Source organism: Kitasatospora sp. NPDC094016 (assembly GCF_040304045.1).
Classification (GTDB): Bacteria; Actinomycetota; Actinomycetes; order Streptomycetales; family Streptomycetaceae; genus Kitasatospora.
On sequence record NZ_JBEOUK010000027.1, the window covers coordinates 80623 to 96690 of the forward strand.

The 16068-nt window shown below is 70.3% G+C and carries 17 protein-coding genes; 15 read left to right on the top strand and 2 right to left on the bottom strand.

Going from position 1 to position 16068, the window contains the following annotated elements:
- The first annotated feature begins 1 nt into the window (after window position 1).
- The 3 genes from ABT015_RS23805 (at window position 2) to ABT015_RS23815 (ending at window position 3757) form a co-directional block, all read left to right on the top strand.
- Window positions 2–220, top strand: a complete 219-nt coding sequence (locus ABT015_RS23805; RefSeq protein WP_350882243.1) for an Rmf/CrpP family protein — start codon at window positions 2–4, stop codon at window positions 218–220.
- A gap of 143 nt (window positions 221–363) precedes the next feature.
- Window positions 364–2307, top strand: coding sequence for a 2'-5' RNA ligase family protein (locus ABT015_RS23810; protein WP_350882245.1), 1944 nt, complete (start codon window positions 364–366; stop codon window positions 2305–2307).
- A gap of 160 nt (window positions 2308–2467) precedes the next feature.
- The gene (locus tag ABT015_RS23815; RefSeq protein WP_350882247.1) at window positions 2468–3757 is read left to right on the top strand and encodes a phage major capsid protein; all 1290 of its coding nucleotides are present in this window, start codon (window positions 2468–2470) and stop codon (window positions 3755–3757) included.
- A 391-nt stretch (window positions 3758–4148) separates the two neighbouring features.
- Here the strand turns inward: ABT015_RS23815 and ABT015_RS23820 are convergent, their stop codons facing one another.
- Together ABT015_RS23820 and ABT015_RS23825 are read right to left on the bottom strand one after the other, a co-directional pair.
- Entirely contained in the window at window positions 4149–4478 is a 330-nt protein-coding gene (locus tag ABT015_RS23820) for a cyclic nucleotide-binding domain-containing protein (RefSeq protein ID WP_350882249.1), read from the bottom strand.
- Complete coding sequence (locus ABT015_RS23825; protein ID WP_350882251.1) at window positions 4475–4936, bottom strand: MarR family transcriptional regulator; 462 nt, start codon at window positions 4934–4936, stop codon at window positions 4475–4477. The genes ABT015_RS23820 and ABT015_RS23825 overlap by 4 nt, the downstream gene beginning before the upstream one ends.
- Window positions 4937–5899: 963 nt before the next feature.
- Here ABT015_RS23825 and ABT015_RS23830 point away from each other — a divergent pair.
- The 12 genes from ABT015_RS23830 (at window position 5900) to ABT015_RS23885 (ending at window position 16048) form a co-directional block, all read left to right on the top strand.
- Entirely contained in the window at window positions 5900–6361 is a 462-nt protein-coding gene (locus tag ABT015_RS23830) for an IPT/TIG domain-containing protein (RefSeq protein ID WP_350882253.1), read from the top strand.
- A 95-nt stretch (window positions 6362–6456) separates the two neighbouring features.
- On the top strand, window positions 6457–6906 hold the full coding sequence (locus ABT015_RS23835; protein ID WP_350882255.1) for a hypothetical protein: 450 nt from the start codon (window positions 6457–6459) through the stop codon (window positions 6904–6906).
- Window positions 6907–6912: 6 nt separating this feature from the next.
- The gene (locus ABT015_RS23840) at window positions 6913–7779 is read left to right on the top strand and encodes a hypothetical protein (protein WP_350882257.1); all 867 of its coding nucleotides are present in this window, start codon (window positions 6913–6915) and stop codon (window positions 7777–7779) included.
- Window positions 7770–8099, top strand: a complete 330-nt coding sequence (locus tag ABT015_RS23845; RefSeq protein ID WP_350882259.1) for a hypothetical protein — start codon at window positions 7770–7772, stop codon at window positions 8097–8099. The genes ABT015_RS23840 and ABT015_RS23845 overlap by 10 nt, the downstream gene beginning before the upstream one ends.
- Complete coding sequence (locus ABT015_RS23850) at window positions 8099–8632, top strand: putative phage head morphogenesis protein (RefSeq protein WP_350882261.1); 534 nt, start codon at window positions 8099–8101, stop codon at window positions 8630–8632. The genes ABT015_RS23845 and ABT015_RS23850 overlap by 1 nt, the downstream gene beginning before the upstream one ends.
- 42 nt (window positions 8633–8674) lie before the next feature.
- Window positions 8675–8917: a hypothetical protein gene (locus tag ABT015_RS23855; RefSeq protein WP_350882263.1), complete on the top strand. Its 243-nt coding sequence runs from the start codon at window positions 8675–8677 to the stop codon at window positions 8915–8917.
- A complete protein-coding gene (locus ABT015_RS23860) occupies window positions 8917–9354 on the top strand; it encodes a hypothetical protein (RefSeq protein ID WP_350882265.1) in 438 nt (145 codons plus the stop codon). Before ABT015_RS23855 ends, ABT015_RS23860 begins: the two co-directional genes overlap by 1 nt.
- An 85-nt stretch (window positions 9355–9439) precedes the next feature.
- Window positions 9440–10024: a phage tail tube protein gene (locus ABT015_RS23865; protein WP_350882267.1), complete on the top strand. Its 585-nt coding sequence runs from the start codon at window positions 9440–9442 to the stop codon at window positions 10022–10024.
- Between the two features lie 80 nt (window positions 10025–10104).
- The gene (locus ABT015_RS23870) at window positions 10105–10638 is read left to right on the top strand and encodes a hypothetical protein (protein ID WP_350882269.1); all 534 of its coding nucleotides are present in this window, start codon (window positions 10105–10107) and stop codon (window positions 10636–10638) included.
- Between the two features lie 14 nt (window positions 10639–10652).
- Window positions 10653–10910 carry a hypothetical protein gene (locus ABT015_RS23875; protein ID WP_350882271.1) on the top strand — a complete coding sequence of 86 codons (258 nt, stop codon included), beginning with the start codon at window positions 10653–10655 and terminating at the stop codon, window positions 10908–10910.
- Window positions 10903–15087, top strand: a complete 4185-nt coding sequence (locus tag ABT015_RS23880; protein ID WP_350882273.1) for a hypothetical protein — start codon at window positions 10903–10905, stop codon at window positions 15085–15087. The genes ABT015_RS23875 and ABT015_RS23880 overlap by 8 nt, the downstream gene beginning before the upstream one ends.
- Window positions 15071–16048 carry a hypothetical protein gene (locus ABT015_RS23885; RefSeq protein WP_350882275.1) on the top strand — a complete coding sequence of 326 codons (978 nt, stop codon included), beginning with the start codon at window positions 15071–15073 and terminating at the stop codon, window positions 16046–16048. The genes ABT015_RS23880 and ABT015_RS23885 overlap by 17 nt, the downstream gene beginning before the upstream one ends.
- The last annotated feature ends 20 nt before the right edge of the window (window positions 16049–16068 follow it).

Below are 16068 nucleotides of genomic sequence, written 5' to 3' on the forward strand. Positions count from 1 at the left end.
CGTGGAGGTTCAGGATCTGCCTGGCCGTGCTGCGGCTGTCCAGGCAGCTGCGGAGGGTGCAGCGGCTGCGAAGGCGGGCGAGACGGCGACGAACTGCCCGTACTCGGAGATCGGTGACTTCGCCGAGCGGTACCGGCGCCGTTTCTGGCTGCGCGGGTTCCAAGACGCCGGCGGCACGCTGCCTGAGCAGCAGGACGGCGGGGCAGGCGGCACCGGGTGACTGCGCGACGGTAAGGGCACGGAGGGGGCACGGTCGCGGGGCTCGCCGTCCCCGCCCCGAGGAAGTGCCCTGTGCCGCCGCGTCCACCAGCCCGGCCCCGTCGTCTGCAGGGCATCGTCCGAGCGATCTGCGCCGTCACCGGGGTGCAGGACGAGGTCGGGGACGTCATCCTCCCCGGGGCGTTCACCCGCACCCTGGCTGCCCGGCCCGTCAAACCCGTGTTCAGCCATGAGTGGAGGGACCCGATCGGGGTCTGCCACCGGGTCGAGGAGTGGCTGCCCGGCGACCCCCGGCTCCCGAAGACCACCCCGATGGGCAAGCCCTGGCCGAAGGACGCCGGCGCTCTGGTCGCCGACGTCGGCCACAACCTACGCACCAGCCGCGGCCGCGACGTCTTCGAGCAGGTGAAGCAGTGGCACGAGGAGGGCGGCGGAGCCCAGTGGTCGATCGGCTACGTCGTCCCCAAGGGCGGCGCCACCAAGCGCGCCAGGGTGCGGATCATCCACGACCTCGACCTGTACGAGGTCTCTCCGGTGCTGCACGGTGCGCACCCGCTCACCATGGCGCTGGAGATCAAGGGCAACCCGGCCGGCCAACCCCAGGGCTTGGAGTACAAGCCGACCGGGCCGCACGGGGAGCCTCAGGCCGGTCAGGGCGTGATGATCGCCTTGTACCCGCCGCAGGAGGTCGCCGCCGCGCTCGCGCACCCGCAGGGCACCGTGTCCGGCGATCTGCACGTCACCCTCGCCTACCTCGGCCAGGCCGACGCACTGGGCGGGCACCCGGACGACCTGCCCGACCTGATTCGCGCGGCCACCGCAGGCGCCCCACAGCTCGAAGGCCAGCTCGGCGGGATCGGCCGCTTCCCCCCGGGCGAGGACGGCGTGCCGGTGTGGGTGCCCGTCGACGTGCCCGGCCTGACGGAACTGCAGCAGCGAATTGTTTCCGCGCTGTCCGGCTCCGTCTTCAACGAAGCCCTCCGCACCGACCACGGCTTCACCCCGCATCTGACGCTCGGCTACGACCTTCCCGACGATGCCCCGGCTGTCGATGCGACGCCGGTCACCTTCGACGAGCTGTTCGTCGTCCGCGGTACCGACCGCGTCAGCATCCCGCTGGGACGCCCCGAGGAACAGGTCGACGCTGAACCGGACGCTGCCCCCGCATCCCCCACACAGTCGCTACCGGGGGCGGTGGGGCCGGCGGTCGAGGCGAAGAGCGCCCGCCAGGCCGTCGCCGCCGCGAAGGACGTCGCCGCACGACTCGGAAGCCTTGAGGTGAAGACCGCTCACCGGGCCGTCGCCGAAGCCAAGTCGCTGATCAGCCAGATCCAGGAGAAGAGCATGCAGCCGCCGATGGCCGGATCGTACGAGGAGCAGCAGTCCCACCTACGGGATGCGCTCCAGGTGCTGTTCCTACCCAACCAGGAAGCCAGCGCCGACGCGGCGTGGGTGTGCATCGAGGCGACGTTCCCCGACCGCGTGATCGCGACCGTGGCCCGGCCCGAGCCCGGCGAGACGATCACCTACTCCGTGCCGTACCAGAGCGCTGGCGGTGACGTCGTCCTTGGCGCTCCGCAGCGGGTGGAGCTGACGGTCGTCGCCGTCGACACCGACGACCCGGACGGCGACGAGGAGGTCGAGGAGGAAGCCGAACCCGAGGAGGCCGTCGAAGCCCGGTTCCTGCAGCCAGCTGCCGGCCGGCTCGCTGACGCCACCTCGGCGATCGCTGTGGCCGACGTCGAACCCGAGCAGCTGGAGAACCTCCGCCCGGCCGTCGAGCGCCTGCTGCGCACCCTGGCCCGTAAGGGCATGCCCATCGGCGAGGGCAACGACGAACCCGACGACGACTTCGGCGACGACTGGGGCCTGTACGACCACCTCGACGACGAGCAGGACCAGGACGACGGCGAAGGCGGCGCGCCCGTTCCGGCGATGGTTCCGCCCGAGGCTCCGGGCTCTGCGCCGGTGGCCACCCTCCCGGGCAGCGCACAGCCGGGTAGCGAGGTCCCAGTCCAGGACCGCGAGGAGGAGGTCACTTTGAACCCGGATGAGGTCGAGGCTCAGCTCAAGGCGTTGGCGGCCTGACCGAACGCCGTCGTGCTGCTGTGCCCGGTACCTCGGGTACGGCAGCACGCGACGTTAGACCCTCATCTCCCTTCCACTGACCCGGACGTTTCGGGTCGTCCCGGTGCTGGCCGGGCGAGCGACGCGCGCCAACCGTTCGCACCAGCACTTGGAAGGCTTCGTGAGCACCGCCACCGCCGACATACCCCTCAAGACCCTCATCGACGAACTCGCCACCCGCCAGGTCGAGGCCCGCCGTATCTCCGAGACGTTCAAGGTCGACGAGAAGGGCCGTTTCACTGTCAGCTCCGAGCAGAACTCCGCGTACCGCAAGGTCATTCAGGAGGCGCAGGAGCTCAAGTCCCTGATCGACGCGCGCAAGTCCGCCGACGACATCGCCGGCTACCTGGACTCCCCCGAGAGCCCGTCCGCTGCCGGCCAGTTCTACGGCAGCCCCCAGGGCCCCGAGGTGAAGTCCCTCGGCGAGCTCTTCACCGAGTCGGACGCCTTCGAGCGCGCCCGCGAGCGCGGCTTCGAGGGCTCCTCCCAGATCCGCGCCGGTCTGGAGGGCAAGTCCATCTGGGCCCTGTCCGCCGGCACCATCACCCACAACAGCTTCGGCGGCGCACAGAACGTCGGCATCAGCGAGCTGGCCCGCCGCAAGTCCCGCATCCGCGACCTCTTCCCCAAGGCCACCACCAAGGCGTCCGTCCTGTACGGCATCCGAGAGACCGGCTGGACCAACAACGCCGCGCAGATCCGCCAGCGAACCGCCGCAGACGGTGTCTCCCCGGCAGCCGGCCTGCCGACCGACCAGTGGGGCCGCGCCCCGGAGTCGAGGCTCGACTTCAAGCCGGTGATGTACCCGGTGAGCGAGATCGCCCACGTTCTCCACGCCCACAAGAACATCCTGTCCGACGAACCGCGGCTCAGGTCGTTCATCAACAACAGGATGATTGAGGGGGTGAAGTATCGCGAAGACTACGACCTCCTCCACAGCGCCGGCGACGGCGAGAAGCTGACCGGTCTGTTCAACGTCCCTGGCGTCCAGGAGTACGCCGCAGTCCAGACGGACAAGCGCAGCGTGCAGGTCCGCCGAGCCATCACCAAGGGCATCCTCGCCGAGTACGAGATGACTGGCCTGGTAATCTCCCCGAACCTTTGGGAGGAGCTGGAGCTCGAGACCGACAACAACGGCGCCTTCCGCCTCGCGATCGCCGTCGCGGTCGGTGCCGAGAAGAAGGTCTGGCGCCTCAACGTCGTCGACACCACGGCCATGGCCGACGACAAGTTCCTGGTCGGTGCCTTCGGCACCGGCGCCCAGCTCTACGACCGCGAGTCCGTCTCCGTCACCGTCTCCAGCGAGAACGGCCTCAACTTCGAGAACGGCGTCATTACGATCCGCGCCGACGAGCGCGTCGCCCTAGAGGTCCCCCGCCCCGAGTCCTTCGTCGTCGGTACTTGGGCGTAGCCGCCCAAGCCGGTCCGGGGGCCGCTGCACTCCTCGGCACGGAACCACGATCGGTCGGTCGTGGTTCCATGCCGAAACGTTCACAAGCACCTCGCCGGCCCGGGGCCGCTGCACTCCCCGGCACGGAACCACGATCGGTCGGTCGTGGTTCCGTGCCGAAACGTTCATATCGACGAGGCCGGCCCGGCCGTCAGGATGGCCACGCCGACCACGACCGGTGGGTCGTGGTTCCATGCCGAAACGTTCACAAGCACCTCGCCGACCCGGGGCCGCTGCACTCCCCGGCACGGAACCACGATCGGTCGGTCGTGGTTCCGTGCCGAAACGTTCATAAGCACGAAGGGTTGTTGATCCGCAGTGGATCAACAACCCTTCGCACCTCCTACATCGTTCAGTCCACAAGCCGAAGGGCCCGCGCCTGCCCGTGGGCTGTCGGCGTCAGCCGGAAGAACTTGACCTGGGCTCGCCCACCGGACTGCTCCAGCCATCCCGCATCGACGAGCTGCTGTCGGATGCGCGAGAACATGGTCGGAGTCCATCCCACGATGCCCGCCAGGTCCTTTGCAGACTGCTCGATCACGCCGTTCCGGCCGACGAGCTCCGGATCGTTGTACAGCACGATCATCAGGCGCTGATTCGCGGTCAGGTTGTGGGTTCGCCTCAGCAACTCCCCGAACGACATGCTCCTGCTCCCATGCAGCGCAACCGTCTGAGCGCTCATCGGTCCTCCCACCACTCTCGAACTCTCGGGGCCAACCCAGGGATGTCCGGGGGGTTGAAGCGCTTCACCGCTTCACGCTGATCGTAGCCCGGGCCGTGGAACGCGATGTAGGGCGTAATCCGGTACAACTTCGAGTTTCCGAACGTGCCCACCGCGACCAAGATCCGGTGCTTGAGGAGTTTGCGGCTGATCCGGCCGATGGCATCCGCCGTCATGCCGACTTCCTTGCCGATGTCCGCCCCCGTCATCACCACGGGCTCCATGCCCTCTGGCGACGTTCCGATCCACCACAGGACCATGAACTTCTCGCCCGGGGTGAACTTGTTGCTGCGGCAGATGGCGCGGACGCGTTCCTTGTCGACGTTCGCGTGTCCGGAGTAGAACGCGAACGGAGCAAAGGGGAGAAGTTCCCCGTTCTCGTCTGCTGGCGCGCGTCGACGCCGTGCGGCGGCAGCCACGTGGTCCCCTCCTTCCTCGGGCATAGGTCTTGGACCCTGCCGCGGTCGGCCGCAGCGGATCAGATGGCCTAAAAGTACATGACCGAAACGTCACTGAGCCAACTTCAGGGGGCGCTCACGACCTCGTGTTGCGCCTTCCTTCCAGGGACATCCGCAGATGTACTTTTCGGCACTGAACCACGATCGTACAGTCGTGGTTCAAGGACTTCTTGATCGTGGGACCCTGATCTCTTGATCTGGATACCGCGAGGCTCTGATCACTTCACCACGCTCCTATGGCCAGCCTTGGCAGCCCCTCGATCGGGGTAGCAGATCTGGTGATCGTGGCTTCGAAAGGCATTTCCGCAGGTCAGCGCCTTACTGCGGTCTTCTGCCTCTTCTGCAACTGAACGACGACGGGGACGTGCGCGCGTCTCGCGGTGGCTAGCCATTCGGCTGCGGGTCCTTGCGTGCTGACAGCAACAGCAGCCCGGGGGCAACCCGCCATTGCGTACCGCTGCTCGGCCGCGGACGGCCTCCCAGCTCCCGGGTCACCTTAGCGACGTGCTAGTCGACTTCCCTCTCGGGCGGCGCGCATTCAGTGGTTCGTGTCTACAGCAACCACTGAGCAGCCACGCGGGACTGTTGTTGGTAGGCAGCAGCTCAGCCGATTCATACACCACTGGCTGGAGCAACCACCTGGACCGAGGGCAAGGGAGCACCGCCCGGAAGCCGGCGGACATCGCCGCCAAGGCGGTGTCCGCCGGCTGAGGACGGAGCGGACTGCGGCAGCGTAAGGGGTCTGGGGACCCGCGGTCCCCAGCGGGGGTCCGGGGGCTGGCCCCCGGGAGGGAAACTTCCGCACCCTCAGTGACCACCGCCCAAGACGCGCGAACACGGCAGGTGCTCGCGAGGAGGTGACGGAAGGCATTACCGGGGGCCAGCATCTTGCTGGCATAACCAACTCCTAGCAGGAAGTGAGCGATGGGCCTCTACACCGCGGGCGGCGCCCGCATCACGAAGGCCGGCTTCCCGGCTACCCCAGTCCCGGACCGGATGATGACCGTCACCGAGCGGATCTACGCGACCCGCCGCTACGCCGAGGGCGACCGCAAGCCCGAGGGCGCGATTCGCACGATCGCCTTCCAGCCCGGCGCCCAGATCCGGGAGTCAGACATCGCGAAGCTGTTCCCGCTGCCGACCATGACGTCGGTCCTGCCGTCCAACGGCCCGGCCGCTGGCGGAACCGTGGTGACGATCACGGGCACGAACCTGGACGGCACCAGCGCCGTCACGTTCGGCGGTACGGCGGGCACCGCGCTGACGATCGTCTCCGACACCGTGGTGAAGGTGACCGCCCCGGCCAAGGCAGCAGGCGCGGTCGATGTCGTCCTGACCGACGACGGGGGCACCGTGACCAAGGTGGGCGGGTTCACCTACTCCTGACGCGAGCCGGTGGTGGCCGGCTCGGCGCGACACAAGCCGTCCCGGCCGCCACCCTGCTGAGGCCCGAACAGCCCCATGGTGAAGGGAACCAGCTGATGACAACCACCCCGCGCAGCCGCAAGACCGCGGCGGCCACGGAACCGGTCGATCCGGACGGCACCGTGGCGGAGGCCAGCACGCTCGTCCCGGCGGCCGCCCCGCTGGAGCCTCCGGTTGGACCTGAACCGGCCGTCGCGCCGGAGACCGGGATTCCGGAGCGCGTTCCGGTCGCGGAGGTGCTTCCGGAGACGATCGACGGCCTGATCGTCGACTCGCAGACCCGCCGCCCGCCCACCGACCTGAACAGCCTGTTCGAGAGGATCACCCCGCACGGCAGCACCCTGGTCAGCACTGCCCGCCTAGTCGAGAACCGGATCGACGAGTACGGCCGCACCCGCACCACGCTGCTGGCCGCGCAGGGGGCCAACCTGTCCGAGACGGTCGTCGAGCTTCTGCTGCAGCGTCTGCGAGACCAGGCCAGCGTCCGCCACGCGATCGGCGAGTAGACCGCGGTGTCGATGCTCGACTGGCAGGCCACGTACGGCGGCGCCACGTTCGACCCGACCGTCGCCGGTGGCACCGTCACCTCGCTCACCCTGCACGCGAACCCCGAGCGCACCGGCCAGCCCGCTGCTGTCGCGGCCGCGACAGCGCTGAAACCCGGCACGTTCCGCTTCGTCATCCCGGACACCCTGGCCGCCGGCCGCTACTGGGGAACCGTCGTCTTCACCCCGGCCGCCGGCGAACCCGCCAGCACGGACCGGACGATCCGCGTTGACCTGCCCACCGGCAGCGGCCTGGTCACCTCTCCCGAAGCGGTCGCCGACCACGCAGGTATCCCGCTGCCGCTCACCGAGGCGCAGCGCGACGGCTTGCGGACCGCGATCGAGGACGCGCAGGCCGACGTGGAGGCGTACCTCGCGCGTTCGCTGGTGCCGCGCTCGGCCACGCTGCACGGTGTCCGCCCGGCGCCTGGGACGGACCTGGGGATGTGGCAGGCGTGGGCGCACTGCGGGCCGGACGACGACTTCGCGGTGGACGGCTGGACGGTGCTGCCGGACGGCACGTACGACGTGCGGCTTCTTGTCGGCCTGGACGGAGCGGCCGAGCGGCCGATCCGGCGCTTCGTCACCGCGCATGCCGCCGAGGCGATCCGCAACTCCCCGGGTTCGGGCGGTGCAGCCGGCGGGCGCCGGGTGTCGTCGTTGTCGGCGGAGGGGCAGTCGATCAGCTACGAGGCCGCGCCGAGCGCCGGCCAGGCCGGGGCGCTGCCGGTTCTGGTCACGCTGGACGGCTACCGGCAGCCGCCGGTGTACGTGCGGCCCCGGCCGGCGGCCGCGCCGTGGCCGTACGGGGGGATGACGTCGTTGTGGCGGTGATCCTGGCGAATCGGCGCTTCACCGTGTATGTCGCCGAGCACCCCTGGGACCGTGACGCGCACGGCCTGCCGGTGCCACCGAGGCCCGGCACGACAGCGGCCTCGGGACCGGCGCTGCCCGGCGCGGCGGTGGTGCAGGCGGACGGGTCGTGGTCGCTGCGCGCCGACCCGCGGCACTGGCCGCTTCGCCCTGGGGACCGGCTCGTCGACGGCCCAGAGTCCTGGACGATCACGACGGCCCGGCTGTGCGCCGTCGCGGCGGACGGCGCAGCCGACTACATCGCGATCACCGCGGCCCTCGACCCGCCGCTGGTGCCCTGATGGCCCGGTTCGAGGCGGTGCCGGGGCTCGAGGCGATAGTCGCGGCGATGGTGGCGCCCGAGGTCGGCCGCATCGCCGACCAGGTCGCCGACCGGGCCAAGCGCCTCGCCCCGCCCACGAAGCAGTGGGTGACCGTCGCCGACGACCGGGTCCGCCACACCCACGTGCAGACCGAGGGGCAGAGCGTCCCGAACAACCTGCGCTTCGTGGTGCCGTCGATGGACTGGGACCGCAAGCACCGCGGTGTCGGCGAGTACACGTACATGAAGGGGCCGCGCGACGAGAGCAGCCGAGCCGTCGCGAACCTCAAGAACTGCCGCTGCACAACTACCCTTGACCCCATGGGAGTTGCCCATGGCATTAACAGCGGCCAGCCGGTGACGGCCGGGAACCGGGTGACGGTCACCGTGGTCTGCGAGGGGGAACTCGTCGTCCAGGCCGAGTTCGGCGACGTCTACCCAGGCGGGCTGGTCGCCACGGGCACCCACTTCATGGCCCGAGCCGTCAACGAGGCCGCCCTCAAGTACCGGTAGAGCGCGCGACGCAAAGGTCCGGACCGTGCACAGTGCACCGCCATGGCAACCAACACCAGCAGCAAGAACACCCTGGCCACCGCCGAGCAGCCGGCCGCGAGCCGCGAGCCGGACCCGCAGACTGTGGTCGGCCCGCCACTCGGCGACGGCCAGGCCCCGGAGAAGGTCCGGCTCTCCCACCACCTGTTCATCTCCGGGCGCGACTACCTGCCCGGCACCGACATGTGGGTAGCCCCGGACTACGCCCGCCAGCTGCACGCCAACGGCTACGTCGCGCGCCGCTGATGACGGAACCGGCGCTCCTGCAGAAGGTCGCGGCCGCCGACCCGGTCGCCGCCGCCCTGGCCCACCTGCGCCAGCACCCGGCCGTGGTGGAGGCGTTCAGCGGCCCCGGCCACGTCTCCGGCCTGGTCGAAGCGCCTTGGCCACGGCTGCGGGTCACCTCGGGCCCGGGCGGTGACCTTCGCGGGCTGCGCTGGGAAACCGCCGGCGAGGTCACGATCGAAGTCATCTCCGACCCGGCCGGCTGGCCCGGCTCCGCCGAACTGCGCCGCCTCACCCTGCTGGCGGCCGGCGCCCTGATGGACCTGCCCGAAACCGACCCGCCGCCAACCGGACCGGTGGTCAGCCACGTCGCCACCAGCGGCCCGCTCGCCTTCACCGAGCTCACCTCAGGGGCGATCCGCTACAGCATCTCCCTCCAGGTCGTCGTACACCCCTGACCCGGCGCCAGGGCGCGACACAAGCCCCGTCCGGACCGCACCGTCTCCTCGCCGCAGCCACCCTGACCGCGAGGAGCCACCCCCTATGAGCGCGAAGACCAACTCCGCCGAGACCGTCGTCCCGGGCCGGCTCTACCTCTACCTCGCGCCGGTCGGCACCGCCGCGCCCGCCGACGCCAGCATCGCTCTCGCGGCCGGCTGGCGCTCGGTCGGCCACACCACCGAGGACTCCCTCAAGTTCAAGGAGGAGCCGAACTTCGAGAGCTTGAAGTCCGCGCAGTCGGACTTCCCCGTGCGCCAGTTCCAGACCGCGGACGCGGTCACGGTGGAGATGGACCTGCTCCAGTGGTCCGCGCCGAACTTCAAGGCCGTCTACGGCGGCGGCACGATCACCGAGATCACCCCGACCGGAACCGGCACCGCGAAGCACTACAAGTTCGTGCCCCCGCGCATCGGCGAGCGCACCGACGTGGCCGCGCTGCTCGAAGCCGTCGACGGCGGCAAGCACTACCGGTTCGTATTCCCGCGCGCCATGCAGCTCGAAGGCGTCGCCAACGACCTCTCCAAGGGCTCTGGTTCGAAGCTGCCGCTGCGCCTGGGCGTCCTGGGCGGCGACGACACCGACGCCTGGTACATGCTCACCGACGACCCGGCTTTCAAGGAGTCCTGACGGCAGCGGTCGCCACAAGCCTCCGGGCTGTGCGACCGTCCCCGCCGACCACCGCCCCACCCGCTGGGAGAGGACCCCCCTTGAGCGACTTCCTGATCGACCTCGACGCGCCGAAGCGCGAGGTCACCCACCCCAACGGCATCTCGGTCCTGCTCGGCGGCGAGAGCTTCCTCTTCCCCGCCGAGCTGCCGCTCGACGCGCTCGACCCGCTGCTCGCCAACAACCTCGACCTGCCGGGCCTCGCCGCGCAGGTCATCGCGGACGAGAAGAACAACAACATCGCCGGCGGCATCGTCGACCTGCTGCTCACCCGCCCGCACCTGCCGCGCACCTTCCTCGCGGCGCTGCGCGACGTCTACCTACTACTCCTCGGGGTTGAGCAGTTCGAGCGTTTCACCGCCCAGCGGCCCAGCATCGCCGACTACGTGCGGCTGACGAGGGCCCTGATCAAGGCCTACGGCGTGAGCCTGGGAAAGCTCTCCGGGTCGCCGACCTCGCCCGCAGCAGGTGGGACGACCTCGAGTACGACCTCGCCCACTACCACCGGCGAGACGCCCGCGACCTCTGGCGCCGCCCCGGCGACCCCGCCTTCCTCGGAGTCCGCCGCCTCGTAGTGCTCCTCGACGGGTTGCCCGAGCAGGCCCGCACGCGCCGCGCCCCGGGCGAGCGCGCCTGGTGGGGCTTCCAGGAGGAACTCCTCGCCCAGCTCGTCGAGCTGACCTCGGTCTACGCCGCCGACCGGCGGCTCGCCGAACCCTTGGCCGTCCCCCGGCCGAACACCGTCCGCGCCGCGGACACAGCACCATCACCGCCGTCGTCCGGCACGTCAGGTCTGCGCCAGCTGCTTGACGCGGCCTCGCTCCGAGGAAGGGTCCAGCATGGCTGAGGGTCAGCTCGCCGGGCGCCTCGTCGTGCAGGTCGAGGCCACGGCCGCCGGGTTCGCCCGCAGCCTGCGCACCAAGGTCGAGGAAGCGGCCGAAGGCGTCAAGGCCAGCATCGGTGTCGACGTCGACGGCGAGGGACTGCGCGAGCGACTTAAGGCCGTCGTCGAGGAGGCATCCGCCGGGCTGCGCGCCAAGGTCAAGCTCGCCGTGGATCGCGAGCACCTGCGCGGTGACATGGAACGCGCTGTCGACGGCGCTGCCGAAGGCGTCCGCGCGAAGGTCAGTCCGGACGGCGAGCACTTCCGCCGGGAGCTGACCCGCGTCGTCTCCGAGGCGACCGGCGAGCAGGGTGCCCGCATGCGGCTGCGCCCTGACATCGACCCCCGAGGGCTGGTCGACGCGGTGCGGCGCCGGGTCCGCGAGGCGGACGGCGACGTCGCGCAGGGCGGCGGGATCAAGATCCCGTTCCAGTTGCCCGGCCGTGCCATGTTCATGGGCGCGATCCTGACGCTCGTCCAGCCCGCGGTCGGCGCGCTGGCGCAGCTCGGCGCTGGCCTGACCGCCATGGTCGGCTCGGCGTGGCCAGCGGTGAACACCCTCGCAGCGATCCCTGGCATCTTGGCCGCGCTCGGCGTCGGTCTGCTCAGCACGAAGGCCCTGTTTGGCGGTGTCGGCACCGCCGCGCAGGCGTACGGGCAGAAACTCGCGGCGGTGCGCGACGGCACCACGATGAGCGCCGGCGAGTTCCAGAAGATGACGGCGGCGATCAACGCCGTCCCGCCGCCCGTACGGGAAAGTATCCAGGCCCTCCTCGGCTTCCAGGACGTCTGGAAGAGCATCAAGCAGGACACGCAGAAACGTCTCTTCTTCGACCAGGCGCGCGACATCACCGCGTTCGGCTCGATCGTTCTGCCGCTCGTCCGCACCCAGCTCACCGGTGTCGCCGACATCGGCAACCGCTTTTTCACCGACGCGGCCCGGTGGGCTCGAAACCCCGTGTTCCGGGCCGACGCCGCCGAGATCGTCCGCAGCAACACCAGGGTGCTGGGGACGATGGGCTCGGCCATAAAGGACCTCGGCCACGCCACCGAGGACACGCTCGTGGCCGGCGGCCCGTTTGTCGAGCGCCTGGCCGAAGCGACCCGCCGCGGCACCCAATGGGCGCGCACCGCCGTCGCCGCCGCTCGCGAGAACGGCTCCCTCAACCGGGCAATGAACGAGGGCGCCGACGTCGCGGCCTCCCTCGGCCGCTCGATGCGCAGCCTCGGCAAGGGCTTCGGCGGCATGTTCGCCGCCGGCCGGGAGCCCGGCAACTCCCTGCTCGCCGGGATGGAACGCCAGCTCGACAAGTTCGACAAGTGGTCGCACTCCGACGCCGGCAAGAACCGCCTCAAGGACTACTTCGACCAGGCGCTGCCCGGCGCCCGCGAGACGATCGGCCTGGTCGGAGACCTCGGCAAGGGCCTCGCCCACATGGGTGCGGACGACCGGATCGCTGCGTTCGTCTCCCAGATCCGCACCCAACTCCTGCCCGCGCTCGGCGCGCTGTTCCGCGGACTCGGCTCGCTGGGGCCGCACGTCCTCGGGGTGCTGTCCAACATCGCCGAGATCATCGGCCGCCTCGCCTCCGGCGCGGCCGCCTTCGCCCCGCTGCTGGCCGTCTTCTCCGGCCTGGCCAACGTGGTCGCGGTGCTGCTGCGCACCGTCCCGGGCCTGTCCACCGCCCTCGGCGGATTGCTGGTCGTCATGCTCGGCATCAAGGCCGTGCAGGGCATCAACGGCATGTTCTCCGTCGCGAACACCAACGCCACCGGGCTGGGCCGCACCACTACCGGCCTGATCGGCACCTTCCGTGGCCTGAACGAGCAGATCGCACTCCAGCAGTGGCACGCCGAACGCTCCGGGGTCTCTCTCGGGCGAGTCGGCGCCGCCGTCGCCGTACTGCAGTCCAATGTGCCGCGCCTGGGCGCCACGGTCCCCACCATCGACGCGATGAACCGCGCTTTCCTCGACACCCGCTCGGCGGCCGGCGAAGCGCAGACGCGCATCACCGGCGTCGGCAGCGCCGTCTCGGTCGGCCTCAAGGGTGCATGGTCCGGCCTCGTGAACTTCATGGGCGGACCGATGGGCATGGCCGTCGCCGGCCTTGGGATCGGCCTCGGACTGCTGGCGAACTGGCACCAGAGGGCCGCAGCCGCCGCCGCCGACCAGAAGCGCTCCCAGCAGCAGCTGTCCACCGCGTTGAAGGAGACCAACGGCGCCGTCACCACCGACGTGCGCACCACCGCCGCCAAGCTCCTCCAGGACCAGAAGGTCCTCGGCGGCCAGGAGAAGCTCCTCGACGTCATGGCCAAGGTCAAGGTCGGCCTGCCCGAGATGACCAACGCCTACCTCGGGCTCAACGGCGGCCTCAAGCAGCTCTCCAAGACCATGGACGAGCAGGCCGAAGCCGCCATCAAAGCGTACCGGGGGAAGCCGACCGACGACCTCAAGAACAAGGCCCGCGACGCCGAGAACGCCGCGACGGCCCTGCATGAGCTCCTCAAGGTCCAGGAGAGCGAGGCCCAGCAGACCAAGGACGCCGCCAACGCAGCCGGTGGACTCGAACGCTCCGGCCTGGTGTACGAGAAGCTCAAGGGACTGGTCGGGCAGTTCAGCAACGCCACCGTGGACGCGACCGCCCGCACCGACGCACTCAAGTCCGCCCTCGACCTCCTCGCAGGCGGCACCTTGTCGTTCAAGGACGCGCAGGCCCGCGCGGACGGCGCGGTGCTCTCCGCCCTCCAGGCGTCCAAGAACGCTACCGACGAGCGCAACACCGCCCTCAAGGAGGGCACCTCCTACCTCAAGGGCTGGGGCTCGGCGCTGGTGGAGACGGACGGCTCGCTCAAGACCAGCGTCGAGAACGGCCACCAGCTCTACCAGTCAATGACGTCGATCCGAGACGCCACGCTCGACTCCACCCGCGCCGCCTACGACCTGGCGATCAGCCAGAAGAAGACCGTCCCCGAGGCCCTTCAGGCCGCCAAGGCGGAGATGGCCCGCCTGTACGAGTCCGCCGTCAAGACCGCGATGGGCTACGGCCTCACGCGGGAGCAGGCGGAGAAGGCCGCCGCCGCGATGGGCCTGGTGCCCGACCGGGTCACTACCCTGCTCGCCGCCAGCGGCGTCGACTCCGTCCTCGCCCAGCTCGCCGGCGTCCAGGCCGAGTACGCCAAGGTGCCCGGCAGCAAGCAGATCACCGTCCAGGCGATGACCGACGAGGCGAAGACGCTGCTCCAGGACCTGGGCTACACCGTCATCACCCTGCCGGACGGGCAGGTCCAGATCACCACCACGTCGGCGACGGCGAACGCCGAACTCAACTCGATCATGAAGACCCTCGCCGGGTTCCCAGCCGGGCAGAAGATCGACGTGGATGTGCCCACCCTCAAAGCGATGGGTGAACTGCAGTCCATCCAGGACAAATTGAGCGCCACCCCGGGACAGAAGAGCATCACCGTCGAGGCCCCGTCCGATCGGGCCATCTACGAACTCCAGAACATCGGGTTCAAGGTCGAGCGGCTGCCGGACCACCAAGTCCGCATTTCTGCGCCGAGCACCGAGGTCTCGCAGAGCGTGTCCGCCATCCAGAGCATCATCAACACGCTGCGCGGACGCACCGTCAACGTCGACGTCCAGTACAACTACCCCTCCGGCCCGCCCCGCAGCAACCAGGCAGACGGCGGCATCCTCACTGGCTTCGCCAACGGCGGCATCCGCGGCCGCGTCCAGGCGTTCGCCCGCGGCACCGAAAAGCACATCGCGCAGATCGCCCGCCCCGGTGAGTGGCGCGTGTGGGCCGAGCCGGAGACCGGCGGCGAGGCTTACATCCCGCTCAGCCCCGCCAAGCGCCACCGCTCCGAGCAGATCCTCGCCCGAGTCGCCGACATGTTCGGCGGCCACATCGTCTACAACGCGGCCGGCGCCCTGCGCCAACCCGCCCTCACCGCCGCCGACCTCTACCGCAGCTCCCAGTACACCGTGCGCTCCACCCCCGCCGCGCAGGCATCCGCCCTCGTCGGCGGAGACCTGATCATCACCCGCTCCGACCGCGAGAGCAGCGGCGACGCCCTCCAAGGCGCCATGTTCCAGCTCCGCCGAGCCCGCCTGGGAGGCGTCCATGGCGTTCTTGCGTGAGGGCCAGTTCAACCTGCTCTACGACGGAGACGGCCTCCACCCGGGCGCAGACCTGCTGTTCGGCACCCTCAACACCGGCATCTACCTCCTCAGCGAGCCGACCTTCGACCGCGCCGAACCGACCCTCGGGGACGCGGCCCTGCCGCTGGAAGACGGAGTGCGCTTCGGCCAGGACACTACCTCCACCACCACGGTGAGCTTCGAGCTAGCCGTCGACACCGTCTACGCCGCCAGCACCCCGGCCGGCCGGCACACCACCAACCTAGCCGCCGTCGACTCCCTGCTCGCCGCCTGGGACGCCGCCGCCGTACGCCGCCGCATGGGCGCCGTCGCCGTGCTGCGCACCATGCAGGGCGGACGCATCCGCCGCGCCTACGGCCGCCCCCGCAGCATCGCTCCGGCCAACACCCGCTTCACCCGCCAGGGCAGCACCACCCTCGTCGCCACGTTCGCCGTCGCGGACGGCCGCTGGTACGACGACGCCGAGGAATCGACCACCCCCACCGCCGCGCCGGCACCGATCCGCGGCCTCACCTCGCCGCTGACCGCCGCCCTGTCCCAGCGCATCCCCGCGCCCCCGCAGCCGCCCGGCGCACTGCCGGTCGGCGGCACCCTGCCGACCTGGCCCGTCACCACCTTCTACGGCCCGGGCCGCAACCCGGCGCTCACCTTCTACGGGCCTTCCCGCACCCCGCAGGGCGACCTGAGCCAGCGCATCACGATCGGCCTGGACCTGATGCTCGGCGACGGCGAGTGGGTCACCGTCGACCCCCGCCCCTGGGCCCGCACCGTGCTGCGCAACGGCACCGCCAGCGTCGCCGGCGCCCTCACCCGCAGCACCCCGCGAATGCAGGACATGCTCCTCGCCCCCGGCCTCCAGCACGCCCGCTACACCATCGCCGACGACACCGGCACCTCCCGCGCCACCGTCGCCTGGCGGCCTGCCCACCGCTTCTACTAACCCACCCGAAGGAGCGTCAC